Source organism: Saprospiraceae bacterium (assembly GCA_026129545.1).
GTDB lineage: Bacteria > Bacteroidota > Bacteroidia > Chitinophagales > Saprospiraceae > M3007.
This window is the reverse complement of the sequence record JAHCHX010000001.1, coordinates 2,996,121-3,022,231: the sequence shown is the minus strand read 5'-3', so window position 1 is coordinate 3,022,231 and position 26,111 is coordinate 2,996,121. Positions and strand designations below refer to the sequence as shown.

At 52.0% G+C, this 26,111-nt stretch carries 23 protein-coding genes; 7 read left to right on the top strand and 16 right to left on the bottom strand.

The window, feature by feature from the left end; genetic code table 11:
- Positions 1–48: 48 nt before the first annotated feature.
- The gene (locus KIS77_11740) at positions 49–1,092 is read right to left on the bottom strand and encodes a MoxR family ATPase (GenBank protein ID MCW5923011.1); all 1,044 of its coding nucleotides are present in this window, start codon (positions 1,090–1,092) and stop codon (positions 49–51) included.
- A gap of 332 nt (positions 1,093–1,424) precedes the next feature.
- Here KIS77_11740 and KIS77_11735 point away from each other — a divergent pair, with 332 nt between their 5' ends.
- Positions 1,425–1,925, top strand: a complete 501-nt coding sequence (locus KIS77_11735) for a transcriptional regulator (GenBank protein MCW5923010.1) — start codon at positions 1,425–1,427, stop codon at positions 1,923–1,925.
- A gap of 13 nt (positions 1,926–1,938) precedes the next feature.
- Here KIS77_11735 and KIS77_11730 read toward each other — a convergent pair whose 3' ends face one another.
- From KIS77_11730 to KIS77_11710, 5 genes are all read right to left on the bottom strand, one after another.
- Positions 1,939–3,486: an FAD-dependent oxidoreductase gene (locus KIS77_11730; GenBank protein ID MCW5923009.1), complete on the bottom strand. Its 1,548-nt coding sequence runs from the start codon at positions 3,484–3,486 to the stop codon at positions 1,939–1,941.
- Between the two features lie 18 nt (positions 3,487–3,504).
- Entirely contained in the window at positions 3,505–4,200 is a 696-nt protein-coding gene (locus tag KIS77_11725) for a DUF4290 domain-containing protein (protein MCW5923008.1), read from the bottom strand.
- 21 nt (positions 4,201–4,221) lie between these two features.
- Positions 4,222–6,063 (bottom strand): glutamine--fructose-6-phosphate transaminase (isomerizing), encoded by a 1,842-nt coding sequence (glmS, locus tag KIS77_11720; protein ID MCW5923007.1) that lies wholly within the window; start codon positions 6,061–6,063, stop codon positions 4,222–4,224.
- Between the two features lie 72 nt (positions 6,064–6,135).
- Positions 6,136–7,494, bottom strand: coding sequence for a DUF4270 family protein (locus tag KIS77_11715; protein MCW5923006.1), 1,359 nt, complete (start codon positions 7,492–7,494; stop codon positions 6,136–6,138).
- A gap of 240 nt (positions 7,495–7,734) precedes the next feature.
- Entirely contained in the window at positions 7,735–8,556 is an 822-nt protein-coding gene (locus KIS77_11710; protein ID MCW5923005.1) for a glycogen/starch synthase, read from the bottom strand.
- Between the two features lie 293 nt (positions 8,557–8,849).
- Between KIS77_11710 and KIS77_11705 the strand changes: the two genes are divergently transcribed.
- From KIS77_11705 to bamA, 3 genes are all read left to right on the top strand, one after another.
- The gene (locus KIS77_11705) at positions 8,850–9,698 is read left to right on the top strand and encodes a hypothetical protein (protein MCW5923004.1); all 849 of its coding nucleotides are present in this window, start codon (positions 8,850–8,852) and stop codon (positions 9,696–9,698) included.
- Positions 9,699–9,847: 149 nt separating this feature from the next.
- Positions 9,848–11,188 (top strand): peptidylprolyl isomerase, encoded by a 1,341-nt coding sequence (locus tag KIS77_11700; GenBank protein MCW5923003.1) that lies wholly within the window; start codon positions 9,848–9,850, stop codon positions 11,186–11,188.
- 66 nt (positions 11,189–11,254) lie between these two features.
- A complete protein-coding gene (gene bamA / locus KIS77_11695) occupies positions 11,255–13,792 on the top strand; it encodes an outer membrane protein assembly factor BamA (GenBank protein ID MCW5923002.1) in 2,538 nt (845 codons plus the stop codon).
- A gap of 19 nt (positions 13,793–13,811) precedes the next feature.
- Here the strand turns inward: bamA and KIS77_11690 are convergent, their stop codons facing one another.
- The 9 genes from KIS77_11690 to KIS77_11650 form a co-directional block, all read right to left on the bottom strand.
- Entirely contained in the window at positions 13,812–14,696 is an 885-nt protein-coding gene (locus tag KIS77_11690; protein ID MCW5923001.1) for a DUF58 domain-containing protein, read from the bottom strand.
- A gap of 2 nt (positions 14,697–14,698) precedes the next feature.
- The gene (locus KIS77_11685; GenBank protein MCW5923000.1) at positions 14,699–15,694 is read right to left on the bottom strand and encodes a MoxR family ATPase; all 996 of its coding nucleotides are present in this window, start codon (positions 15,692–15,694) and stop codon (positions 14,699–14,701) included.
- A 186-nt stretch (positions 15,695–15,880) separates the two neighbouring features.
- Positions 15,881–17,407, bottom strand: a complete 1,527-nt coding sequence (locus KIS77_11680) for a glycosyltransferase family 39 protein (GenBank protein ID MCW5922999.1) — start codon at positions 17,405–17,407, stop codon at positions 15,881–15,883.
- 49 nt (positions 17,408–17,456) lie between these two features.
- Entirely contained in the window at positions 17,457–17,897 is a 441-nt protein-coding gene (locus tag KIS77_11675) for an SRPBCC domain-containing protein (GenBank protein ID MCW5922998.1), read from the bottom strand.
- A 61-nt stretch (positions 17,898–17,958) separates the two neighbouring features.
- Positions 17,959–18,387, bottom strand: a complete 429-nt coding sequence (locus tag KIS77_11670; protein ID MCW5922997.1) for an SRPBCC family protein — start codon at positions 18,385–18,387, stop codon at positions 17,959–17,961.
- A gap of 49 nt (positions 18,388–18,436) precedes the next feature.
- The gene (locus tag KIS77_11665) at positions 18,437–18,814 is read right to left on the bottom strand and encodes a nuclear transport factor 2 family protein (protein ID MCW5922996.1); all 378 of its coding nucleotides are present in this window, start codon (positions 18,812–18,814) and stop codon (positions 18,437–18,439) included.
- A 118-nt stretch (positions 18,815–18,932) separates the two neighbouring features.
- The gene (locus KIS77_11660; protein MCW5922995.1) at positions 18,933–19,385 is read right to left on the bottom strand and encodes a VOC family protein; all 453 of its coding nucleotides are present in this window, start codon (positions 19,383–19,385) and stop codon (positions 18,933–18,935) included.
- 357 nt (positions 19,386–19,742) lie between these two features.
- Positions 19,743–20,117 carry a DUF1801 domain-containing protein gene (locus KIS77_11655; GenBank protein MCW5922994.1) on the bottom strand — a complete coding sequence of 125 codons (375 nt, stop codon included), beginning with the start codon at positions 20,115–20,117 and terminating at the stop codon, positions 19,743–19,745.
- Positions 20,118–20,258: 141 nt separating this feature from the next.
- Complete coding sequence (locus KIS77_11650) at positions 20,259–20,687, bottom strand: VOC family protein (GenBank protein ID MCW5922993.1); 429 nt, start codon at positions 20,685–20,687, stop codon at positions 20,259–20,261.
- Between the two features lie 187 nt (positions 20,688–20,874).
- Between KIS77_11650 and KIS77_11645 the strand changes: the two genes are divergently transcribed.
- On the top strand, positions 20,875–21,855 hold the full coding sequence (locus KIS77_11645) for a helix-turn-helix domain-containing protein (GenBank protein MCW5922992.1): 981 nt from the start codon (positions 20,875–20,877) through the stop codon (positions 21,853–21,855).
- Between the two features lie 58 nt (positions 21,856–21,913).
- Here KIS77_11645 and KIS77_11640 read toward each other — a convergent pair whose 3' ends face one another.
- Complete coding sequence (locus tag KIS77_11640) at positions 21,914–22,276, bottom strand: hypothetical protein (protein ID MCW5922991.1); 363 nt, start codon at positions 22,274–22,276, stop codon at positions 21,914–21,916.
- Positions 22,277–22,891: 615 nt separating this feature from the next.
- Here KIS77_11640 and KIS77_11635 point away from each other — a divergent pair.
- The gene (locus KIS77_11635) at positions 22,892–23,518 is read left to right on the top strand and encodes a DUF3455 domain-containing protein (GenBank protein MCW5922990.1); all 627 of its coding nucleotides are present in this window, start codon (positions 22,892–22,894) and stop codon (positions 23,516–23,518) included.
- Between the two features lie 331 nt (positions 23,519–23,849).
- Positions 23,850–26,099 (top strand): patatin-like phospholipase family protein, encoded by a 2,250-nt coding sequence (locus KIS77_11630; GenBank protein ID MCW5922989.1) that lies wholly within the window; start codon positions 23,850–23,852, stop codon positions 26,097–26,099.
- The last annotated feature ends 12 nt before the right edge of the window (positions 26,100–26,111 follow it).

Genomic DNA, 26,111 nt, shown 5'->3' with positions numbered 1-26,111 from the left:
GAAAGAGCACACGGCGTAAGGGTAAAAGGCGGATTATCACAAGTTATTTTATGGCACTTCCACCGTGTTCAGCACTTTCCCAATAATGTCTTCGGGTGTCACATTTTCCGCTTCGGCCTCGTAGGTGAGGCCTATGCGGTGGCGCAGCACATCGGCAGCGACAGCCCGCACATCCTCTGGGATGACGTAGCCGCGCCGACGCAAGAATGCCAAAGCTCGCGAGGCTTGTGCCATGGCGATACTGGCGCGGGGCGATGCGCCATAGTTGATGAGCGGCACAAGTCCTTTGAGGCCGTACTCGCCCGGCGAGCGAGTGGCGAAGACGAGGTCGAGGATGTACTGCTCGATTTTTTCGTCCATGTAAATGCCGTGCATCAATTCACGCGCGCGGAGCAACACCGCTGGCGACACCACTTTGTGCACTTGGGGCTGTTCGCCCGTCAGGTTGCGGCGCACGATGTCGCGTTCTTCTTCTTTGGTGGGGTAGCCTATTTTCACTTTCAGTAAAAAACGGTCCACTTGCGCTTCTGGTAGCGGGTAGGTGCCTTCTTGCTCGATGGGGTTTTGTGTGGCCAATACGAGGAAAGGTTCCTCCAAGCGAAAGGTCTCGTTGCCAATGGTGACTTGGCGCTCTTGCATGGCTTCCAGCAAGGCGCTTTGCACCTTGGCGGGGGCGCGGTTGATTTCGTCGGCCAACACAAAGTTGGCAAACACTGGCCCTTTCCGAACCGAAAATGCGGCGGTGGCCGGGTTGTAAATCATGGTTCCAATCACATCCGCTGGCAGCAAATCGGGCGTGAATTGAATGCGGCTGAATTGGGCGTCCACGGCTTGTGCGAGCGTCTTGATGGCCAATGTTTTTGCTAGCCCGGGCATCCCTTCGAGCAGGATGTGACCTTTGGTGAGCAGGCCGATGAGCAGCCTTTCGAGCATCACTTCCTGACCCACGATGACTTTGGCGGTTTCGGCAGCGAGATGTTCCACAAAAGCACTTTCAGCGTGAATTCGATAGTTGAGCGCCTGAATATCCATAAAGCTTCGACGTGCCTCTCGGCCCGTTTTCAGATATTGGGCTTGCTTCGGCGGATGCATTGGTTGAGTGTCCGTTTTCCACTGCGGCAAGCCATTTGTTTTTTGAAAAAAGGTGTTGGATTGAATCTTTCGTGAGGGGCAAAAATAGGGCTTCGCGGGCAGTTTGTTTATTGCTTTTATATCCGGATTTAAGAGGGTTTGGGGATGACCTTGATTGATTTGCATGATTTTCACCAGATTGGAGGTGTTGTTGGTTCAAAATCAAATGGCCTTGGCTATATCGCGGAAATGAAGGCGCTTTCGCATCTTTCAATTTTTTTTGAAAACAAAAAACGCTTAATCGCATTTTGTATGCTGTAATCTGTATTCAAACAAAATTCTTGCTCAACATCATGGATGTCAAAGAAGCAAAGGAAAAGTTTATTGAATCATGGGGTAAAATGGCCTCCGAATGGGGCATCAATCGCTCGATGGCACAAGTACACGCATTGCTATTGGTGTCGCCCGAGCCGCTTACCGCCGACCAAGTGATGCAAGAGCTTGACATCGCCCGGGGCAATGCAAACATGAACCTTCGCGCGCTGGTGGATTGGGGATTGGTGCACAAGCAGCTGCGCAACGGTGAGCGCAAAGAGTATTTTTTTGCCGAAAAAGATATGTGGACGGTGGTGCGCCAAATTATTATCAACCGCAAAAAGCGGGAACTTGACCCCATGCTGCGTGTGCTGGATGAGATGGCGGGCGTGGAAGAGAAATGTCCCGATTCGGAACATTTTTGCTCGGTGGTGCGCGACATACGCACATTCTCGCACAAAGCCAGCCTGACACTTGACTCTTTGGTGAAGGCAGATGCGAACTGGTTCACCCGAACATTCCTGAATATGGTGCGGTGAGGAACGAGCCAAGTTAACGCACACCCATTTTCTTCAAAATTTTCTCGGCGGCTTTCCGGCCGGTCTCCGCCGCGCCGTTCATGAATCCCCAGCTTTCGGTGCTGCAATGTTCGCCTGCAAAGTAGAGTTGCCGCACGGGTTCAAAGGCCGCTCCCTCAAAGGCAGTATATTGGCCTACTTTGAAGCACGAATAACTACCTTTTGCGAAGGGGTTGGCCGACCAATTGGCGAGTTCGAGCTTGCCCGTGAGGCTGGCAGCGGTGCCCGGGAATGCGCCATCAAGCGCGGGCAGTATGTATGCCAGTTGTTCCTGTTCGGTACCGCGGGCTGCTGCTTTGCCTCTGTCGCCACCAAAGAAGCAGGTGAAGGCTCCGACACCTTGATTGTCTTGCTGCATTTGGGCGCTGTCCCATCCATTGGGAACTTGCTCGTTGAATAAAAATCCGCGATAACCTGCCTTTCGCCAGGTGCGCTCTTGGGTCTCTACGATGAATTTTGTGTTGGCGCCATAGCCTAATTCGCTGATGACGCGGCGCTTGCGCGGCGGCAAATCCATCTTGATGTCCAAATCGCGCAGGACAGCGAAGGGCAGGGTGACTATGACGACATCAAACGTTTCTTCGTAGGTGGTGCCATTCTGGCTGAAGCTGAGCGTGAGGCTGCGGTTGGCGTTTTCCCTGATGGAGCGCAATTTGTGCTCGTATCGGATTTGTGTTTCGAGCATTTTGGCCAATCCCTGCGTGATTTGCTCGTTGCCTCCAATGATTTTAAATCGCTCGTCGCTAATTCCGTAAGGGAGTATTTTTTCATCGCGTATCTCGAAGACTCCCAACATGTTTGCCGCGCTTTGCTCGGATGTCTCCAAGCCATTTTCGCCCAGATAGGCGGCATGAAGCATTTTCTTGACCCAGCTGCTGACGGGCAAATTGTCAATGTATGCTCCCATCGAGATGTTGTCCAAACGAGCAGCGCCACGCCCGTCGAGGCGTTTTTGGTCGGCGCGAATGCGGGGGTAAACGGCTTTGAACTCTTCCAATACTTCGCGGATGCTCCAATGCCGATTTTCAAAAAAGAGCGCGTCTCTTTGGCCAAACGTGTCTTGCTCGACATCCATGATTTTGGTATCCAACCCCAGCATACGGGCAAAAAACAGCATTTCGGAATGATTTGAATCAATGAATTCCGCGCCGATTTCGGTGTTGAGGTTGCCATTGTCAAAGATACGAGCACTTTTGATGCGCCCTCCCGGGCGTTTGTCGCCTTCAAAGAGCACTGCCTGCACTCTCTTGCGGCGAAGGAAATAACCCGCGCTCAACCCGCCAATGCCTGCCCCGACAATCGCAATTTTAGGGGCGGGCTTCCCTAAATTTTCCAAAAAATGCTCTGCCATGACAGGCCCGCCAATGCCCAAGAGCACCCCGGCCTGCCCTGCCGTTTTTAGGAAACGACGCCGGCTTTCGTGTTCGGCCAATAATTCATCAAGGGATTTGTCTTTCTGCAAATGAGCGAGATGCGCCAAGCCGAATGCTTGGCGAAGCATGGAGAGCAGCGTTGTTTTCATAAAAAAAAATGTATCGGACTATTTTTTCCGCTTGCGATAGTTGTTGCCGCCCCGACTGCGCTTGCGTCCCCCACCGTTGCTTTGTTGTTTGCCACGGTTGCGTTGGTATTGGAAGCGGCGGTCTTTGTCGTGCTTTCCTGCTCCGGCGGCCAACTTGTCGAGCGACTCGTAGCCCTCGTGAAGTTCGAGCAGGCCATCGGAAAGAATTTCGAGGTCGTCTTTCACAATGTCGTCACTGACGTAGTGTTCTTTGTTCCACGTTTTGTAGGCCAGTTTCATATAGGAAGCAATCACCTCGACAAATCCTTCTTTTTTGGGGCCTTCGGGCATTTCGATGGCTTTTTTTATGAGTGCCTGAATGCTGTTGCCGTAGTGGCGGAATCGGGTGGCGGAGGCTGGGTAGCCAATGGGGTCGGGTTTGGGGCGTTCCTCTTCGCGGCGAATGGTGATGCCGGAAGGCGGGTTCACGTCCAGCTCATAGTCGGCGATGGCAAAAGCGTGGTTCCACATCTTTTCGCGGTAATCGTCCATGTTGCGGTTGTTGCCGGGCGGCACGAGTTGCATCATCAGGCCGACAATGGCTTCCACTGTCTTTTGCCGATGCGGGCGCGATTCGATGGTTTTGGCGTATTGCAACATTTCCTGAATGGAACGTCCGTATTCAGGATAGGAGATGGAGGGTTTCTCGGTATTGTATTCTATGTCAACTTTCATGTGAGTTGTGATATGCGAGTTTTATTCCACCGTGACGGATTTGGCCAGATTTCTGGGCTGGTCCACATTGCAGCCACGCATGACGGCTATGTGGTAGGCCAACAACTGCAACGGCACGACGGACAGTAACGGTGTAAAGGGTTCTTCTGTTTCAGGAATTTCGATAGAGTAATCGGCAAGTTGCTTGATGCTCTCGTCGCCTTCTGTCACGACGGCGATTACCACGCCCTTGCGAGCTTTTACTTCTTGAATGTTGGAAACGATTTTTTCGTAGGCGCTCTTGTTGGTGGCGATGACGAAAACGGGCATGTTTTCGTCAATGAGCGCGATGGGGCCATGCTTCATTTCTGCGGCTGGGTAGCCTTCGGCATGGATGTAGCTGATTTCTTTCAGTTTGAGTGCGCCTTCGAGCGCCACCGGGAAGTTGTAGCCGCGCCCGAGATAAAGCGCGTTGGAAGCATCCTTGAATTCCCCCGCGATGTACCGCACTTGTTGATGGCAATTTTTGAGCAGGGCATCCACTTTGCCTGGAATGAGAGAAAGCGCCTGCACCAATTTTTGATATTTTGATTTAGGCAAATAGCCTCGCTCGTATCCCAGGATAAGCGCCATCATGGTCAGCATGGTCACTTGGCCGGTGAAGGCTTTGGTGGATGCCACGCCTATCTCTGGGCCAACGTGGATGTATGAGCCGCAATCGGTAAGGCGAGCGATGGAGGAGCCTACTACGTTTACAATGCCGTAGGTGAGTGCGCCATGCTGTTTGGCTAGTTCAAGGGCTGCATAAGTATCAGCTGTTTCGCCGGACTGAGAAATAGCCAACACCACATCTTGGTCGCGCACGACTGGGTTGCGATAGCGGAACTCGGAGGCGTATTCAACCTCTACGGGGAGGCGCGCAAGGTCTTCGAAGAGATATTCGGCAATCATGCCTGCATGCCACGAAGTGCCGCAGCCGAGGATAATCATGCGTTGGGCATTCACCATTCGCTTGAGGTGTTCTGCCATGCCGCCAAGGCGCACCCAGCCTTCGTCGGCATCCATGCGTCCGCGCATACATTCGGCGATGGTGGTGGGTTGTTCGAAGATTTCCTTCAGCATGAAATAGTCGTATCCCCCTTTTTCCAGCTGTTCGATTTGAAGCTCGATTTCGTGAATAGCAGGATTCGTCACTTCGTTTTTCAACGTTTTTATGAGCATTTCTCCGTCGAGCGTGACGGTTGCAACTTCTTCATCGTTGAGATAAACGACGTTTTTTGTATGCTCCACGATGGGGGTAGCATCTGAGGCGATGAGAAATTCATTGTCGCCCACCCCAATCACAAGCGGGCTGCTTTTTCGGGCGGCCACCAGTTTGTGCGGGTCTTTGCTATCCATTACCACGATGGCATAAGCGCCGTGCACTTGGGTAAGCGCCTGTCTGACGGCTTCCTCGAGGGGCAGGTCTTCGGCTTGCTGTACTTCCTCGATGAGGTGTACGAGCACTTCGGTGTCGGTTTCGCTTTTGAATGTGTGGCCGAGGTTGGTCAGCGAGCTTTTCAGCAGCGCGTAGTTTTCGATGATTCCATTGTGGATGAGCACAAGCCGTCCGTTGCCGCTAGTGTGCGGGTGCGCGTTGATGTCGTCGGGTTTGCCATGCGTGGCCCAACGGGTGTGTCCCATGCCGATGTTGCCATTGATATTTTTTCCTTTGGTGAATTCTATCAAATCGGCCACTTTGCCTTTTTTCTTGAAGACATTGAGCGAGCCATTCTGCAGCGCGATGCCCGCGCTGTCATAGCCACGGTACTCAAGGCGTTGTAGGCCTTTGATGACGATGGGATAGGCTTTTTGAGCACCGATGTAGGCGACGATTCCACACATGATTTTATCAAGTGGTTGAGGTGAGAAAATGAAATTTTAGAGCCTCAAAGTTACGCAACGAAACGCAATATCTTATTGCACCCGCGTATATTTCAGTTCCAGTTTGGCTGGCAATTCGGCGTTCTTCGGCCCGCGCAACACCACTCGCTGCGCCACGCGCCCCTGCGGCGTGATGTTGAGGTACAGTGTTTTTTTATTGATGTCGCCGGACGCATCGTTCACCATGTCTTGCAGCCTGTCGGAAAGGGTCAATCTATACCTTTCAACTAACGTGCCGTTTATGTTCTCTTTTTTGGGCATACCCCCAAAACGATCGAAACCCAGATTGAAGGCGGGGCCAACGGAATACAGCACGTCGCTGATGAGCACAAATGATGTGTCGCCTTGATTTTCGGTGAGCAACAGTTGCTCGGCAGGCATTAGCACGGACAAATCATCTGGCAGCGAGGCTCTTGTCAGTACCAGCTGAGCCTTATTGACGGCGATTTTCCCGAGTTGGTTGATGGTCGGGAACTGTACTTTCACGCGCAGCCCCTGCATGGCTTGTAGGTAGAGATGCTCGCCAGATTCTTGGCCGATTTGCTGCCCTGCGGGCGACCCTTCGTAGTTGTGCTCGAAGTGGGTGAATTTGTTGGTGCCAGCAAAGAAGAAGTCGTATCGGCGGACGATTGTATCACCCGTATTGCGATAATAGAGGCTGAGACGACTGTAGGTGATGTTGTTCAGGTTGAATGCGAGCATGGCACCCGGCGTGGCGTTGGAGGATGCTGTTATTTTGAGGCCGCGAAGTGCTTGATAAAACAAGCTATCATTTTGTATGGTGGTTGAGTCCATGTTGAAAATTTCTTTCCCGAAATCAAGGCTGAGCGGAACGCGCAGAAAAGGTGCCCGAGTGCTGGCATCGAACAGGCTATCAGCGGTGTTGGGCTGAGGAAAGAAGTTTTCCACCCGGCCAATTTCGGTGGTGGCAGGTATGGTACTTTGTGCGTAGTAGTTGCCAGTGCTGTTGAGCACTTCATCCAACCGGAAAACGCGGAGCGTCTGTGCCTGCAATGAGTCACCGTAGAAGTTGGCTGATGCGTAGCGTATGTGAAGCACCACAGAGTCGAGCTCTTGCTCGCCGGGTCTAAAGTTCGGATAAGGCAGCGACGGCCGCACCAAAGTGTATATCTCCGAGCGGGATTTGCCAAAAAAGGGGTCGTCCAGTTCGCCACACAAAAATGCGCTAGAGGTGGAGCCAGCATCGGATGTCAACAAACTGTCTTCCTCAAACTCAACACTGCAAACGACGGTCAGGGTGTCGGTGAATTCATAGCTTGCCAGTTCGTCGAGAAGCAATTCGGAGCCAAAAGGAGAGGGCTTGGTGCAGGCCGACCAGATGGTGGCGACCAGCAGAGTTAGCGCGGTGAAGACCGGCAATTTTTGTTTCATGCGATGTTATGTCGTGTGATGTGCGTATTTATTGGAAAGTGCTTTCATTGACGCGGCAATCTGCCGAAGGGTTGGGCGACGAGGGAGGAAAATTGTTGGTGTTTATTTCAAAATTATAGCGGGCAGTTGATGAAGCTGCCCGCTATCGATATCATCAGGCCTTATAGTTTTTTTCGGCCATTTCATTTGAATCGCCCCTTCGATGTCGAATCAAGGAAGCGACGATGTCCATCATTTTTTTTATTGAGCGACCTCGGCCTCTGTCAGGCTTTTGAAAAACTCGAGATATGCAGATGGCATTTCCTCACCGCTTTTCCAACTGAGCACAGGTTTGTCTTGGGCGACCGACAGGTAATCAACGCTGGTGTCGAGCGTTTCGCTGCCAATGATGATGGCATCTGAGTACATGGCTGCTCCTTTGTGCATAGAGAGGCCGTCACCGTCCTGAAATGGAATGAGGTCTTTTTTCGAGATATTGTTGATGGCCACTTTTTGGAAAAACCGCTCGCCGCCTTCGCGTTCGCGCGGTGTGTCGTATGCGGCGTAAACGATGTGGGAGTTGGCAAAAATAGGCTCTGTCTTGTAAGCTGTGCGCAGGTAGAGCGGCAGCAGGCTCGTCATCCAACCTTCGCACAACACGATGTCTGGCGACCAACCGAATTTCTTCACCGTCTCGATGGCACCTTTGCAAAAAAACGCTGCTCGGTCAGGGTTGTCTTCAAATGGGTGTCCGTTCTCATCTTCAAACACATGCTTGCGTTTGAAAAAATCTTCGTTGTCGAGAAAGTAAACCTGTAGCCGCGAGTTGGGGAGTGAAGCTACCTTGATGATGAGTGGGTAATCGTCGTCGTCCACAATGATGTTCATTCCTGAGAGGCGGACGACTTCGTGAAGGCGGTGGCGGCGTTCGTTCACTACGCCATAGCGAGGCATCAAAATCCGCAATTCGTACCCGTTGTCTTGCAAAAATTTCGGCAGCCTTGCTACCGCTGCCGACACTTCTGAGCCTTCCGTGTAGGGTTCCATTTCTTGGGTGATGAGGAGCAAACGCTTCTTTTCCATTGTCTTAATGAACCTAACTTTTATGTGTGTAAATCCCGATTAGTGATGTGCCGCCGCCGTTGCAGTGGCCAAAATGTCGGTGCAAAAGTATAAAAAAGAGCGCGTTTCATTTGCATCCCGACGGGTAGTAAAAATTTATCGGCTCCATTCATACAACCTCACGCACCCAACTTTGCATCTTAGGCAGTCATTTCTGACTGATTCAACTACCTTTGCCCGCCGTTTGCCATAGCTGATGGCCTTGCCTCGGGGCAGACCCCTCGGCAGGCCAATGAGTTTTCTTTTCCTCGACCATGAAAGGTATTTTGTTTTTTCTGTTGTGCTTCTCTTGCGCCTTGTTGTGGCATTGTGCTGGCAACGACACATCGCCTGACAACGATGTGCTGTTGGCACAGGTTTACAACAAGCACCTGTACCTATCCGAGCTTGAAGGGGTGGTGCCGGAGGGTGTCACGAAGGAAGACAGCGTGCTCATGGTGAGTGCCTATGCCCAACGCTGGGCACGCGAGCAACTGCTCATGTATGAGGCCGAGCGCAATATCCCGAAAGATTTGAACATTGACGAGTTGGTACGCAACTACCGCGCAAGTTTGGTGCGCTTCAACTTTGAGGAAAAACTAATCGCCGAAAAGCTTGACAGTACCATTGCCGAAGCAGAGGTGAAGGAGTTTTATGACAACAACAAAGACCAGTTTCAGTTGGAAAGCACCATCTTAAAATGTATGCTCCTGAAACTTCCGCCCCAGGCCCCACAGTCCGAAATCAACAAACTCTGGTACAGCCGCAACCCTGCCGACGAAATACGCCTCAACAGCTTTGCGAGACAATGGGCCACCCTCTCAATGCTCGACCGCGAAAAATGGCACAAACTTGAAGAGGTAGCCGCGCTTTTGCCCAAAGGAACGTTAACCACCGACAACGTCGGCTCGCGCCGCGAAGGCACACTAAGCGACGGCGACTTCCGATATTATTATCGTGTGCTCGAAGTGGTGCAAGGAAAGACCACCGCCCCTTTCGATTATGTGAGAGAACAAGCCTCCAAAATCATCCTGCACAAACGCAAACAAGAACTCCTTGAAAAATGGAAAGAAGACCTCTACCAAAAGGAACTGCGGCGAGAAAACGTAAAGATTGTGCAGTGAGCGAGGCATCTTCGCACCGTTTTTCAGACACCGTTTTTTTACCAAAAACAGATAAACGCTTGACCATGAAAATCTGGCAAAACCTTGAACGCCCATCCAACATGAGGCAGATATTTGCCCACAAAATAAGCCAACATCTGAACATTGCCATGCTCGCGCTGCTCGCGCCTATTTTGGCTCACACACAAGATAACAGGGCTGTCATTGACCAAGTGGTGGCCAATGTGGGCGGCGAAATCATCCTGCTTAGCGATGTGCAAGAGCAAGTTGCCTACGCCAAGCAACAAGAAAAAGACCTGCCTGACGAGTACAAGTGCCTTGCCCTGCAACAAATCATCATTCAAAAATTGTTGGTCAATCAAGCCAAGATTGACTCCATAAGCGTCAAGGACGAAGAGGTGGAAAACCAACTCAACGCCCGCATTGACCGCCTGCTGGTCTATTTCAATCAAGACGAAAAGGCCATTGAGGAATACTACGGGCAAAACGTGAATCAGATAAAAGACCAGATGCGCAACGATATGCGCAGCCAGATGCTGGCCGAGCGGATGCAGTCGAAAATCACGGGCAAGGCCACCATCACCCCCTCGGAGGTGCAGCGTTTTTTCAACAACATCCCCAAGGATTCGCTGCCCTATTTCAATGCGGAGGTGGAAATTCGAGAGTTGGTTTACAAGCCAGTGGTGAGTGCGGCAGAACGCGAAAAAGCCCAAAAACTTATCGGCGAACTCCGAACGCGCATCACAGAAGGTGGCGAAAGCTTCCCGGAACTCGCCAAAAAATATAGCGCCGACCCCGGCAGCGGCGCCAACGGTGGCGACCTCGGCTTTCAAAAACGCGGCACCTTCGTGCCCGAATTCGAAGCGGCCGCCTACAAGCTGGAGGTCGGCCAAATAAGCCCCATCGTGGAAACCGAGTTCGGCTTTCACATCATCCAGCTGCTCGAACGCCGAGGCAACCTCATCCACTGCCGCCACATTTTGATAAGACCCGAAATCACCGACGACGACATGGAAGCCGCTCGTGCCAAACTCGACTCGGTGCAACGGTCCATCAAAAATGGTGAAATGACTTTTAGCGAAGCCGTGAAGCGGTTTGGCGACAAAAATCAAGCAAGCTTCAACAACGACGGTCGCGTGGCCAACCCCCGCTCCGGCAACACCTTCTTTGAAGTCGCCGACTTGGAGACGGATGTCTTTTTTGCCATAGACGGATTGGCTGTGGGCGATATCTCCGAGCCCTTTCCTTTCCGCGCCATGGATGGCACCCGCTACTATCGCCTCGTCCTGCTGGAGAGCCGTTCAAAGCCTCACAAAGCGGACCTTAAACTTGACTATGGCAAAATTCAACAAGCTGCATTGGAGCAGCGCAAAGCGGAATTCACTGAAAAATGGGTGCTGGAACAATTGCGCCGCACCTACCTCGCCTTGAACCCGCTCTTCCAAGACTGCTCCAACTTGCAGGAAATGTTGGCACAACAAAGACCCTAAACCCTCACCCTCCCGCCAGCTACAGGCCGCAAGCCGCTGGAACCTTTTTTTAATTGACAACACACAATGAAATTACATACAATCGGCTTTTGGCTGTTGTTCTTTGCCCCAATGGCTATCAAGGCCCAAACCACCGACACCCTCCCACCCATCGTTTCCTACGAGAAACCCGTCGAATATGAAATCGGGGGCATTCGCGTCACGGGTGCTCAATTCGCAGATGCGGGCGCCATCATTGCCATTTCGGGGTTCAGGGTAGGCGACAAGCTCCGCGTGCCCGGCGCGCCATTTGCCAAAGCGGTGCAATCCCTCTGGAACTTAAAGCTGTTCACGGATGTGCAGATTTTTCAGGAGCGCACCGTCGGCGACAAGATTTTTCTTGAAATCGCCGTGAAAGAACTGCCGCGTTATACCCGGCACTCATTTGTGGGGGTGAAAAAAAACAAGCACGACGACCTGAACGGCATCATCAACAAGTATTTGCAAAAGGGCGCCATTCTCACCGACAACGTGAAAGCCTCGCTCATCAATGCCCTTAAACAGCATTTTGTGGACAAAGGATACATGGACACCAAAGTGACCATCAATCAATATCCCGACGAAAGGACGGTGAACTCCACGCGCCTCGAGTTTGTGATAGACCGGGGCAAAAGGCTCAAAATCAAAGAAATTCGTTTTGCTGGCAATGAAAACGTGAAGTCAAAGACCCTGCGCAAAAAAATGAAGGAGACGGCGGAAAAGCGCCGCATTTTCAAAAAATCGAAACACGTCAGGGAACTCTACGAAGAGGACAAGCACAAAATCGAGGAATACTACAACACGCTGGGATTCCGCGATGCCCGCATCGTGGACGACAGCCTCTGGCGCAACCGCAAAGGCGAGCTCATGATTCACATCCAAATCGAGGAAGGGCGGCGATATTTCTTCCGCAACATCGTGTGGAAAGGCAATACGATTTACGACTCCAAATACCTCGCTCAGGTGCTTGGCATCGAAAAAGGCGATGTCTATAATCAGGAACTGCTCGAAACCCGCCTCTCATTCAGCCAAGACGGACGCGATATCTCCTCCCTCTATCTCGACAATGGATATCTGTTTTTCCGCGTTGACCCCGTGGAAACGGCCATCGAAAACGACTCCATTGACCTTGAGCTCCGCATCTTCGAAGGCCCGCAAGCCACCATCGACCGCGTGGTCATAAAAGGCAACGACCGCACGCACGAGCATGTGATTCGCCGCGAACTTTACACCCGACCGGGCGACAAATTTAGCCGCGCCGACATCATCCGCTCACAACGCGAAATCGTCAACCTCGGTTACTTCAACCCCGAATCGCTCGGCATCAACACCCCCGTTAACCCCGAGCGCGGCACAGTGGATATCGAATACACCGTAGAAGAAAAGCCTTCCGACCAGCTTGAACTATCCGCCGGCTATCAACCCTCCACACAGTTTAGCAGGGGAGGGGTCATCGGAACGCTCGGCGTCACTTTCAACAACTTCTCCCTGCGCAACTTGCGCAACAAATCCGCGTGGAACCCACTACCACAAGGCGACGGCCAGCGTCTCAGCTTGCGCGGCCAGACCGCTGGCGACCGCTATCAGTCCTACAATATCTCTTTCACAGAGCCCTGGCTCGGCGGCAAAAAACCCAACTCGCTCACCGTGGCGGGCTTCTACAACCGTTTCACAAGCGGTTTCGCTGGCACCGACAATTACTCCGAGCTAAAAATCAGCCAGCTGACCGTCGGCTTCGGCACACGCCTCAAATGGCCGGATGACAACTTCATCTTCCGCACTGACCTCGAGCTCCAGCGACTCAACATCAACCGCTTCGGGGGATTTGTGGACGAACTGGGACGCCAAATCTCGCTTGGCATTTACAACAACTTCAGCGCCAACGTCACGATCGCACGCAACAGCGTGAACGACCCGATTTTCCCGCGCAACGGTTCGTTGATTTCGCTAAAAATGCAAATGACCCCGCCCTACTCCCTGTTCAAGAGCAAATCTTTCTACGAAACCGATAACCTTCAAGAACTCTACCGCTACATAGAATATCTCAAATGGCGCGTGGACGCGGATTGGTACACAACAATAGTCGGTAAATTGGTGCTGCGGACATCTGCCAAGATAGGCATTCTGGGCCGCTGGTCGAATAAGACCCTGCTCAGCCCCTTCGAACGATTCGAGCTAGGGGGCGACGGCCTTAGCAACCAGAACTTCGGCCTCAATGGCCGAGACATCATCAGCTTGCGCGGCTACGGCACCGAAGATATCATGCCGCCTTTCCCGGGTGGCGCGGGAGTGTTCAGCAAATACACCGTGGAACTGCGCTACCCGATATCGCTCAACCCATCCAGTACGATTTTCGTCACCACATTTGCTCAAGGTGGCAACGCATGGGCACGGGTGAGCGACTACAATCCTTTTGATGTGCGGCGCTCGGTGGGCATGGGCCTTCGCGTGTTCCTGCCCATGTTTGGCACACTCGGCTTCGACTATGGTATCGGCTTTGACAAGCCCAACCCTATCAACGCCGGGAGCCGCAAGCTGTCGGATTTCGCCCGCTTCAACATCGTGCTTGGCTTTGAGCCAGATTGACCGGGCATGGCACTGGTGCTCACCCATGCGCCACCACCCTCGAGCGTCGGGAAAAAAACTGCAACAAGGCCTGTGTGTAAGGTTGGTTGGTGCTGAGACTTAGGAAATCGGCCCCGGCTTGCCTGAAGCAAACTTGCGTGGCTGCCAGATGCGCATCGAAAGACTGCGCGTATTGGCGACGAAGGCGATAGCTGGTGGTGTCCACCCAAGTTTGCTCGCCCGTTTCGGCATCCGCCACTCGCAACACGCCCACATCGGGCAGATTGCGCTCCAACGCATCCCACACATGGATGCCTATGCAATCGTGCTGGCGAGCCAAAACTCGAAGTGCTTTTTCGTACTGTTCATCCAAAAAGTCGGAAAGAATAAAGCACACGCTGCGTTTTTGGAGCGCATTGTGGATGAATTGCAAAGCCGCCGCTATGTTCGTGCCGCGCCCTGTGGGGCGGGCGCTGAGTATTTCGCGGATGATGCGCAGGATGTGTTGCTTGCCTTTGTGCGGCGGGATGAACAGCTCGATATGGTCGGAAAAAAGCATCACGCCTACCTTGTCGTTGTTGGCAATGGCGGAAAAAGCCAAAACCGCACACAACTCGGTCAGATATTCTTCCTTGAACTGGGTGTGACTGCCAAACACCGCCGAACCACTGATGTCCACGAGCAACATGACCACATTCTCGCGCTCCTCTTCAAACACCTTGACAAATGCCTCCCCCGTCCGCGCCGTCACATTCCAGTCAATCGCCCGCACGTCGTCGCCGGGTTGATAGGCTCTCACCTCACTGAACGACATTCCACGCCCTTTGAAAGCGCTGTGATAGCCGCCCGTGAACAGGTGACTGCTAAGCCCTCTGGCCTTGATTTCGATTTTGCGCACTTTTTTGAGCAGTTCGGAAGTATCCATCATCAAGGTATTACCACGGTTCCCAGAATTTTTCCAATAATGTCCTCTTGTGTAATGTTTTCCGCCTGTGCCTCGTATGTAAGTCCAATGCGGTGACGCAACACGTCGGGACAAATGGCGCGCACGTCGTCAGGCGCGACGTAGTTGCGGTGGTCGAGAAAAGCCATCGCTCGAGCCGCCCTTGCAAGGGAAAGACTGGCACGCGGCGAAGCGCCATAAGTGATGAGAGGCGCCAACGCTGGCAGGCCAAATTGCGCGGGGGTGCGAGTGGCAAATACGATGTCGAGAATATACTGTTCTATTTTTTCGCTCAGATACACCTGCTTGACTGCTTCGCGTGCATGAAGCAAGGTTTGAATAGACACCACCTTTTTCACTGGGGTTTCCTCTTCATTTAGAAAACGACGAATGATGCCGCGCTCTTCCTCCTGACTCGGGTACCCGATTTTTACCTTTAATAAAAAACGGTCCACTTGTGCCTCTGGCAATGGATAAGTGCCTTCTTGCTCGATGGGGTTTTGGGTGGCCAACACGAGGAACGGCTCGTCGAGCCTAAATGTCTCGCTGCCAATGGTGACTTGACGCTCTTGCATGGCTTCGAGCAGTGCGCTTTGCACCTTGGCAGGGGCGCGGTTGATTTCGTCGGCCAATACAAAGTTGGCAAAAATCGGCCCCTTGCGCACTGCGAACTCGCCCTTCGAGGGGTTGTAAATTTGGGTGCCAATCACGTCGGCGGGCAGCAGGTCGGGCGTGAATTGGATGCGCCTGAAAGAGGCATCCACCGCTTGAGCCAATGTTTTGATGGCCAATGTCTTCGCCAATCCGGGTAGCCCTTCGAGCAGAATGTGTCCCTTGGTGAGCAGGCCGACAAGCAGCCGCTCTATCATGCCCTCTTGCCCCACAATCACTTTGGAGGTGGCGGCTATGAGCGATTCGATGAAAGCACCTTCGGCCTGCACATTTCTGCCTGATGCTTCTGTCTCCCTGTTTTGATGCATGGAAAAAAGGTTAGTCGATACACTGTGGATGCACTAAGGAACGCAGGGAGTGGCGATTTGGGGTAGCAACGCCCAATTTTTTTCGGGAATCCCTGCTTTTATACCTTGATTCGCTAGGATTTGTTAGATGAACATGATTGATGTTCTTGATTTTTAGCAGATTGAGATTGCAGCCATGCCCAAAACCTAACGGCGCGAAGTATATTTTTTCAGGTAAATAAAATGCACTTGTGTCGGCGCTGTGCTTGTGTCGGCGCTCACAAAACCATTTTGCCGCAATGTCTCCCGCATTTCGGCATCGCAACGAGGCTCTGTCAACGCAAATCTGCAAGTGGAAAAGTCCCGCGACAACTCCAAATGGTGAAAGCGTTGCAAATAGGTATGCGTGTGCAAATTATTCATCAATGAGGTACAAACGGCTACTTTCTCTCCTTCTGGAATGAGCCGTTGTATGCTCGGCAGGTCCTGCAAGAGCGCCCGCTCTCTTGCGGGTTTCCCAAATATCCATGCAAGATGTACCGATAGCGCCACAAAACCAACCCACGATATCACTCGAATCACTCCCAAAAAACGAGTGTTGGCCGCGCTTGGTTTTTCCAGCCAGCGCCCCACCGCCGGGAGGCAAACGTAGCCCGCCGCCAAAGCGAACATCGGAAGGCTGGGTATGACGTACATGCCGCTTTGCCGAGCACTGGCAATAAGTGGCAGGGTGGCCGCGAGGCCGAGCAACAGAAACAACAGTCCAGTCCTCCGAACTTTTCGATGCGCCTCGTCGCTTGCTCGCTCATGCCTTTTTTTATTGAAAACAACCGCCACGAGGAGCGTCACAACGACCACGACGGATAGCTCTGTGGCCAAAATTGCAAATATCTTGAGCCGCGCCCAGCCAGTCAGCAACGCATCCGCCCGCTCCCCCGCGATGACCGCGCCGAGACGTCTTTCCCAGTAATTTTCAAAATAAAACTTTGATTCAGGCACCAAAGCAAGCATGAGCACAAACGCGCCGGCCGCCACGACTGCCACCCAAGCAGACTGTGCAAGCCCCTCGAATATCTTGCGCTTGTGAAAGGAGGGGGCCGCCGTGACAGCCGCCAACAAAAAAGGCGCTGCTATCGGATACAGCGCCACAGGCCCTTTGGTCATAAACCCCAAATAAACACACAGCCCGGCAAGCGTCAGTCGCGGCCACCATCGCTCATCGGCAGACAAGCCCTGCAACACACACCACAACGACAGCAAGCAAAAAGTCAACAGGTTGTTGTCCATGAGGTTGTTGGGGTTGCCCCAGATAACAACCGGAATCAGATACCAAAAAAACAGCGGCAACCATCCAAAACGCCCGTGGAAAAGTGTGCCGCGCAAGGGCGTGTCCCATACCCGCACGATGAGCCACGCATTGAGGACAAACAATAGGAGCGCGTACAGCTTCTCCACCCACCACGGGTCGCCCAACAAACGGAAAAAGCCTGCTTGCAGCCAAAGCATGAGTGGCGGGTTTTCAAAATACGGGTTCCCGCTGGCAAATTCGACAAAATAACCTGACGAGAAAAAAGGTGCCCACATACTGCCCCGACCTTCGGCTAGATTGCGAGCCATGGAAGCATAAAGCAACCCGTCGCCAAACATGCCCATCGGCACCAATCGTGGCAGGAACATGGCTGCGAGGTACAGGCTTACAAACAGCCAAAGTGGGTCAATACCATTTCTTTTCACGGGACGGGCGACTTGTTTCTGCAAAAGTACAAATCGCTCCCTCATGCAGTCAGGCCGCCTCCGTCAATTCTTTCAATTTCGCCAGTGCCATGGGCCACGTTTCTCGCATATATGCCTCGAAATCTTCGGCCGTGTCAGTCTCGATATAGAGCGTAGTCACGCCGTTCTTTTCTCGCACGGCGTAGTTCTCCAAAGCACCCGACCATTTTTTGGTCTCCTCACTGTCAAAATCTTCCACGCCGTTGTTGACGGTTCCCAAATGCTGAATCGAGAGAAACTCATTCGGAACGTGCCTGAATATCCGGCTGGTCATGCCCGAACCTTCGGGCCCCAAAAACAGTATTTTGCTCCCTTCGCTCCAGTCGCCGACGGCATAAGAGCCTTCGTGGAAAACACTCGTCCATTGGCGGTAGGTTTTGTCGTCGAGCAAGGTGCTCCAGACTTTTTCTTTCGGGGCATTTATTTGAATGGAAAAATTGAGTTGTATCATTGGTGAGAAGATTTTAAGATTGACCCGATTGGTTCGATTGACCTCAATCGGCATAATCGAATCAATCAAATTGCTCCGCGTGTTTTTTAAAATTATCCAAAATCGCCTGCCAACCAGCGCGCTGCATTTCGTGCGAGTGAATGTTCTCAGCCTCGAAGTTCTCGACGATTTTGGTGGATGCCCCCTCCTTGGAAAAAATCACTTCCACTTTCCGCTCGTCGCCGAGGGTGTAGGCGATTTTTTCATGGGTTTTCACTTCGTCGTACACGCCCGCGAAATCGAACTCCATGCTGCCGTCGCGGGCTGCCATGGTGAAGGAGAATTTGCCGCCCGGTCGCAGGTCGTTCACGCCTTTGGGGCAATACCAGTCGTCGGAGGCTTGGTTCCATTGGGTGATATGTTCAGGCTCGGTCCAGCACTCCCACACTTTTTCGATGGGCGCGTTGACGAGGGCTTCTACTGTGATGGTGGTTTTGTTTGTTGCAGTCATTGTTGCTTGATTTTTTAATTGTTGAAAAAAATTTGGCTGTAAAAACGACTCAACTGATGTCGGTGAGTCCGATGATTTTGTCGCCCGAAAATTTGAAAACTGATTTTCCGCTCAATTGGAGTTTGTCGCCTTTTTTAAGACCGTTTGGAAGGTCGGTGTCCAGCACGGCGAAGTAGTCAATCTCTATTTCGGTTTGGTCTTGCTGATGATAAAAGGCCATGATGGTTTGTCGCCTTTCTGAAAACAGGTTTTTGGCTTGCTCCGCCTGCGCCCTGAATGCCTCCAAGCCTATGAGTGTCATGTTCGACACGCCATTTGAGATGTTCTCAAACTTGACGGACGCATCAAGGTCTGCCACCATTTTGTCAATGTCAAAATCATTGTAAGCCGCCACATAACGGCCGATGATGTGTTCTCTATTTTTCATTTTGAAAAAGATTTGTTTTACACAACTGCAAAGCGACGCGGCATTTTTATTTTCTGGAAATCAATACTTTGTGTCGCTGTGTCGTTGTGTGAATAAATTTTCAAGTTCGCTTTCCGCCCTACGCTTTTGTCAAATCCGCAATGACGATTTTCCGCATTTTCAGCATGGCCGCCATCGCGGTTTGTGCCACCGCAGGGTCAGGGTCGGCGAGCAGGCGCGGCAGGGCTTCGGGGACGATTTGCCACGACACGCCGAATTTGTCTTTGAGCCACGCACACATACTTTCCTCGCCGCCGTCGGCAGTCAGTTTTTCCCAGAAATAATCCACTTCGTCCTGTGTGTCGCAGTTGACCACGAATGAAATGGCCTCGTTGAATTTGAACTGTGGGCCGCCGTTCAGGGCATTGAATTTTTGCCCGTCGAGCGAAAAATCCACGACCATGACCGTGTCGCCGCTGCGGACGATTTTCTCGATTTTCGAGTTTGGGAAAATAGAAGTGTAAAACTTGGCGGCTTCTTCGGCTTGGCCGTCGAACCAGAGAAAGGGCGTGATTTTTTTAGTTGTTGCCATCGCTTTTTTTATGTTTTTGTTTGTTTAGAATCAAACACAGAGGCACGGAGACACAGAGTTTTTTATACCTTGATTTGCTAGGATTTGTTAGATGAACATGATTGATGTTCTTGATTTTTAGCAGATTGAGATTGCAGCCATGCCCAAAACCTAACGGCGCGAAGTATAGTGAAAATCAAGCGTTTGCCCTCTCCGTGTCTCTGTGTTTTTAAAATCATTTCCACTTCGGCGCGAAAGGGCGTATGATAAAAAATCTCTGTGCCTCCGTGTCTCTGTGTTTTAAAAATCATTTCCTCTTCGGCGCGAAAGGCGTATGACAAAAAATCTCTGTGCCTCCGTGTCTCTGTGTTTTAAAAATCATTTCCTCTTCGGCGTTTTTTCCAAAATCTGCCCGATTCGGGATTGTGTGATTCGAGTAATCAAGTCCAACGGCATCGGTTTGTCGAGCGGAAATTGAACAGAACCTTTGCCCGTTTTGTAGCCCGAAAGTTCTTCCTTGAAGGCTTCGCCGGCTGTCGGCGTCGGGTAAAACCCGATGTGATTTTTGAAGGCGGCGAAGTGAACCAAAATAGTTTTGCGGAACCTGAATGTCGGAATCCCGTAACTGATGGCCTCGTCGGCATCCGGCGCGACTTTCCGAATCGTCGCCCGCACCTGTTCCAAAATCGGCTGCACTTCTTTCGGAAAACCAGCGATATACTCGTCCATGTTGGAGGGTTTTGCCGTCGCCATGGCAGATGTTTTTTGTTTGAAAAAAAGGTTGTGAAGGGGTTGATGAAGGTTGATAATCAACATTTACCAACCTTCATCAACCCTTATCAACCTTCATCAACCCTTATCAACCTTCATCAACCCTTATCAACCTTCATCAACTTAAGATTTCGGATACGCGTAACTCACCATCCATTGCACGCCGAACGGGTCGGTCAGCATCCCGAAGTACGAACCCCAGAAAGAATCCGCCATCGGCACAAAAACTGAACCGCCCGCCGACAGGCCGTTGAACAAACGGTCGGCTTCCTCTTTGCTGTCGGCTGTGATGGAGATGTTGAAAAGGTCGCCCTGCGTGCCAGTACCAAAGGCGGGCGGGCAGTCGCTGCCCATCAGCATACAATGCTCTCCGACTGGCAGCGCGACGTGCAAGATACCATTGGGGTCTGCGCCTTCCATGTTAGGCATTCCGGGCGGCACGTCGCCGAAGCGCGAGAGGTCGGCAAACTCGCCGCCGAACACGGATTTGTAAAAATTGAAGGCTTGTTCGCAGTTGCCGTTGAAGTTGAGGTACGAATTGAGAAATGGCATGGTCGTGTGAATTTTGAAATGAAATTGTTTTAAAAAGTTGCTGGCACAAAGGTAATAGCACCCAAAAGAATCGGGCAGGGGCAAAAGCGACAGATAAAAAGGCCGATTGCGACATTTTTTGTTTTAAAAAACAATTTTTACTTTTGCACGCCCAAGTTATCTTCTCACTCTCTCGCGCCTCTCGCTCGTGAAACACATCTCCATCCTCGTCCCCGAATCGTCGGTGCTCGACAGCATCACCGCGCCACGCTACCTGTTCACGGCGGTCAATAATTTTCTCGCTCAAGCCGGCCAGCCGCCCTTGTTCGACGTGCATCTTGTCGGCTTGCAAAAAGAAGTTCGCCTGCACGATGGTCTCTTTTCCGTCCACGCCGATTCGGTGATTCAGGAGGTAAAAAAAACCGACCTGATTCTCGTCCCCGCCCTCTTCGGCGACCTGAACAACGCGCTCGCTCTGAACAAGGATTTTCTCCCCTGGATAAAGGCGCAACATCAAAACGGCGCGGAAGTCGCCAGCCTGTGCATCGGGGCGTTTTTATTGGCTTCGACTGGTTTGCTGGAAGGGAAAAAATGCTCGACGCATTGGCTGTTCGCCCACGATTTCCGGCGGATGTTCCCCAACGTGACGCTCGTGGCCGATAAAGTCGTGACCGAAGAGCAGCGCATCTACACGAGCGGCGGCGCCAATTCGTACTGGAATCTGCTGCTCTATCTGGTGGAAAAATACACCGACCGCTCGATGGCGATTCTCGCCGCCAAGTTTTTCGCCGTCGAGCTCGACCGCGAGAGCCAGTCGGCATTTATGATGTTCAACGGCCAAAAAGGCCATGAGGATGAGCCGATTCGGCAGGCGCAGACTTTCATCGAGGAGAACGTGACGGCCAAAATCTCGATAGAAGACCTCGCTTCCAAGTTCGCCATCGGGCGGCGCAACTTCGAGCGGCGCTTCAAAAAGGCGACGAACAACACGCCCGTCGAGTACATCCAGCGAGTGAAAATGGAAGCAGCCAAAAAGTGGCTCGAAACCGGCCGCAAAAACGTGAACGAGGTGATGTACGACGTGGGCTACTCCGATGCCAAAGCCTTCCGCTCGGTGTTCAAAAAAGTGACGGGGCTGTCGCCGATGGCGTATCGGAGCAAGTTTAGTCGGGGGACGGTGAGGGTTTGAGAGGGAGACCTCATGGATAGTTTCGCACGAGGCATGGCTTCGCGCGAGCGAGGTGTTCTTATTCACATAGCATTGTGTCAAACTCAATAGTAAGTTGAGTACTTCCATTATGGTCTACTGTAACCCACTTATAATTTTTCAGTACGTAAGCATTTCCTCCATCCAGTTTTACCCATTCATCAATTCCTTTGGCAGCATACTTCAGGTCTCCTTTTGTCGAAAGTCCCATAGGTGCAGCATAAGTCCTATTTTTTACTAAATACTTGCAACTGGAATTTTTTACATTTTCGTCTGCCTGTGCTTGTGTAATATATTTTGATTTTGTCAAAGCCGGCAATGTGTTGCTTACTTCAATTGGTGTCATTGAAGTCGCACAAGAAGTAAGCAAAAGAATAATTCCAACAAGGTAAAGTTTGTTCAATCTATACCTCGCGCCGCCAAGTTTTCAGCATCGTCTAGGGTAACGTTTACTAAACTTTTGAAGTTTAGTAAACGTGATCTCATCCTTCCAACCATGCTGAAAACTTGGCGGCACGAGGTATAATCATATTTTTTACAGAACCTGCTGCAAAAGTAAGTCGAACATCCACCCCCGCAAATTATCTGTTGGACTTTCAACAAAACCGCGACGCTTTCTTTTTCTCCTCCACCCAATCTCAATCATTCCTCTCCCACCATCTCTCAAACATCTCCGTTTCATTCAAATTGACTTTCTCCCCAATCAGCGGATGCAGCAAAGGCATTCCCTTGCGTGCGCTTTCCGCCGCCACTCGGATGATGGGAGCGTCCCAATCGTGAGTAGCCAGCGCGAACTTGCTCCAATGCGCTGCCAGCAGCCTTTTCGCCCGTAAATCCTGCGAACGAACCTTTTTTCCCTTCCCGCTCAACAAATCCTCTCTCTCAATCAAAAAGAACCATTGCCTGCTCAAATGCCCGATTGTTCTGTGCGGGCAGCCTTGACTTTTGCCGCCTCGTGATGAGAAAGGAGGAAGCCGAAAATCCTGTCCCAGAGTAGGCAAAAAAATTAAACCATCACATGAAAATGATTTTCAGTAAAATCATCGGCGGCGTCGTGTTCGCAGCCAGTTTGGCTTTTGCGTTCACCAACTGCCAGAAAGACCAAAGCACCGTTTCCGAAATCAACCTCGGCGAACTCCAATCTGAAGACCGCGCCCAGCCTATCGGCTGCGAAGCCGCTATCCCGCCCATCCTCGCGGTGCCGGAAGGACACAAACTGGCGTACCGCACTTATGCCACCGGCGTTCAGATTTACGAAGTGCGGCGCAGCGCCACCAATCCCGATGTATTTGTGTGGGTGAACACCGCGCCTTCTGCCGACCTGTACATCCAGCCCAACTTCAATAACCTTGTGGGCACGCATTACGGCGGGCCGACTTGGGAGTTCATACAAGGCCCTTTTAAGGATGAAAAGGTCGTGGCCACAAGATTGCAGGGCGTCACTGTGGATGCGACAGCGATTCCTTGGCTATTGCTGAAAGCCGTTGAAAGCCTCAGCTCTCCCGGTAACAAAGTGACCTATATTCAGCGGGTATGCACCGTCGGAGGATTGGCGCCGGCAATTATTCCCAACGAATCCAACCTTGGTCAGGTGGAGCATGTGCCCTACACGACGACCTATCTTTTTTACAAGAAAAAGAATTGACGTTTGGGCGGTCATAAGTAGAAAGAAATCAATGGCTTCCCTCCGTTTGTCAAAGCACGACGGGGGGGAGTTGTTTTTTGCCGTTGTTGGCATCCCTCGCCAACAACCCGGAAGCTTCGGGGGCGGGGTGCGCAATCAATCCTTCGCAACATCGCTTGACCGCAAAAAAGCAGCATCAAAACAGCGCCAACCCCGAAATTGCTATGATGTTTTTCAGGTCCGTGTATTTGTAGCGTTCGCCAAAGGCGCAAATTTTTTTCAAAAAACCCACCGATTTCGTGCGAAGTTTTTGTCTTGGTTGCGTTAGTTAGCGGTCTGAACCCGGTTCGTTATGACCACAATGCGCCTGCTGTACTATTCTTTCCCCATGCGCCTGCTGGCCCTTCATTTCCGCAACCACTTGTTGCTCATTGTTTTGTGGGTGGTGTTGGCGTTGTTGATGACGGGCCACATCGGGCGTTTTTTCGGGATGCACTATTTGATGCTCACGCCGGAATATCGGGGTCAGGTCAATTTTTGGAGTTTCTTTATCACGGGCGCGGCCTTTGGCGCTTTCGTGATGATTTGGAATCTGACGACTTATCTGTTGAGCGCCAATCGGTTTCCTTTTTTGGCGACGCTGAGCGCCCCGTTCACCAAGTTTTCGCTGAACAACAGCCTCATCCCGCTCGCCTTTTTTGCCACTTACTTGGTGGCCTCCACCCGATTCCAATGGTACGACGAACTGACGCAGACGCACGAAATTGCTTGGAACATAGCTGGTTTTTTGGCTGGGGCATTTGCCTTGGTGAGTGTGCTGGCCCTTTACCTCTATTTCACGAACAAAGACATTGGCGCATTTCTTCGCCCCGGCGAATTCGTGCCACGACCGGGGAGCAAGTTGCTGGCACCCGGCCAGCGATTGCCCACCATCTGGGAAATCAGGGAGGGGGCTACCCGCTGGCGTGTGGACACTTACATCACGGAGCGGCTGCGTGCTCGAAGGGTGAGAAGTGTGGCGCACTACAACCCGCGGATGCTCACGCAGGTGTTTCGCCAGAATCACTCCAACGCGGTCGTGGTGCAAGTGGTCATGTTGCTGATGCTGATGGCTCAAGGGGCTTTCATGGACAGCGAGTGGGTGCGGATACCGACTGGCGCCACGGTGTTTATTCTGTCGAGCATGGTCATGTCCATGTTTGGCGCCATCACTTTTTGGTTTCGGCAATGGGGCACTTTGGTATTCATCGGTCTTTTGTTGGCGGTCAACTACATCACGAGTTTCGGTCTTTTCAATTACCGCAACCGGGCCTACGGGCTTGATTATGGCGAAAAAAACCGCGCGGAATACTCCTATTCCGCGCTGGAGGAATTGTGTTCGCAGGAACACATTCGCCGCGACAAGGCTTCCACGGAGCGGATTCTGAGCAAATGGTTGGCAAAAAACCGCACGCCCGCCAACCCCAAGCCCAAGATGGTTTTTCTGTGCGTCAGCGGCGGTGGCATGCGCTCCTCGCTTTGGACGATGCAGACCCTGCAACAGGCCGACCGTGCCACCGGGGGAAAGTTGCTGCGCCAGACGGCACTCATCACGGGCGCTTCCGGGGGAATGTTGGGCGCTGCCTATTTGCGCGAAATTTATTTGCAGCAGCAGGAAGGAGCGGATGTATCTGTGCATGACACGACGTTTGTGCACGACGTTGGGAAGGACCTGCTCAACCCGGTCACATTTGCCATTGTCGCCAACGACCTGTTCTACCCCATCTCCACTTTTCAGTCGGGAGATTTCACTTATCGAAAAGACCGGGGATATTTATTTGAAAACCAATTGAATGAAAATTGCCGAGGATATTTTTCCAAGCGGCTTGCCGATTACCGCCGCCCGGAGCGCGATGCGGCGATTCCGATGATGGTGGTGTCGCCCTACATCCTCAACGACGCACGGCGGCTGCTCATTAGCCCTCAGGGGGTGTCGTATCTGATGAAGCCACACGACTTGGGTCGGTTGGCGGCCCAAGTCGAAGTGGACGGGGTGGATTTCGGCAAGTTGTTCGCGCAGCAACAAGCGGATAGCCTCGCATTTTCCAGCGCCTTGCGCATGAACTGTACCTACCCGCTCATCCTGCCCAATGTGTGGCTACCGACCCAGCCCTCCACCGAAGCGATGGACGCAGGTTTTAGGGACAACTACGGCATTGCCTTGGCGACGCGATTCGTGCATACTTTCCGCGATTGGATAGTGGAACACACGGGTGGGGTGGTGATTGTGCAAATTAGATGTTGGCAAAAAATTGACCCTATCGCCAAGAGTGACTCGAAGGGGGTTTTGCACAATTTGCTCAACCCAGTAAGCGCCGCCGCCAAAATCACGTCCGTGCAAGACTACGAACAGGACAACACCTTGGCGTTGCTCGATGACTTGCTCGGGAAAAACAAATTGGAGGTGATTCGCTTCCTCTATCGGCCCGTGCGCAAGGAAGATGAAGCTTCCATGAGCCTGCATCTCAGCGAGCGAGAGAAACGCGATTTGTTGCGGGCTTTCCATGCACCTGAAAATCAGGCCAGCTTAGCGGCGCTAAAGCAAGTGCTTGGGGTACGTTGAGTGCACAAGAGA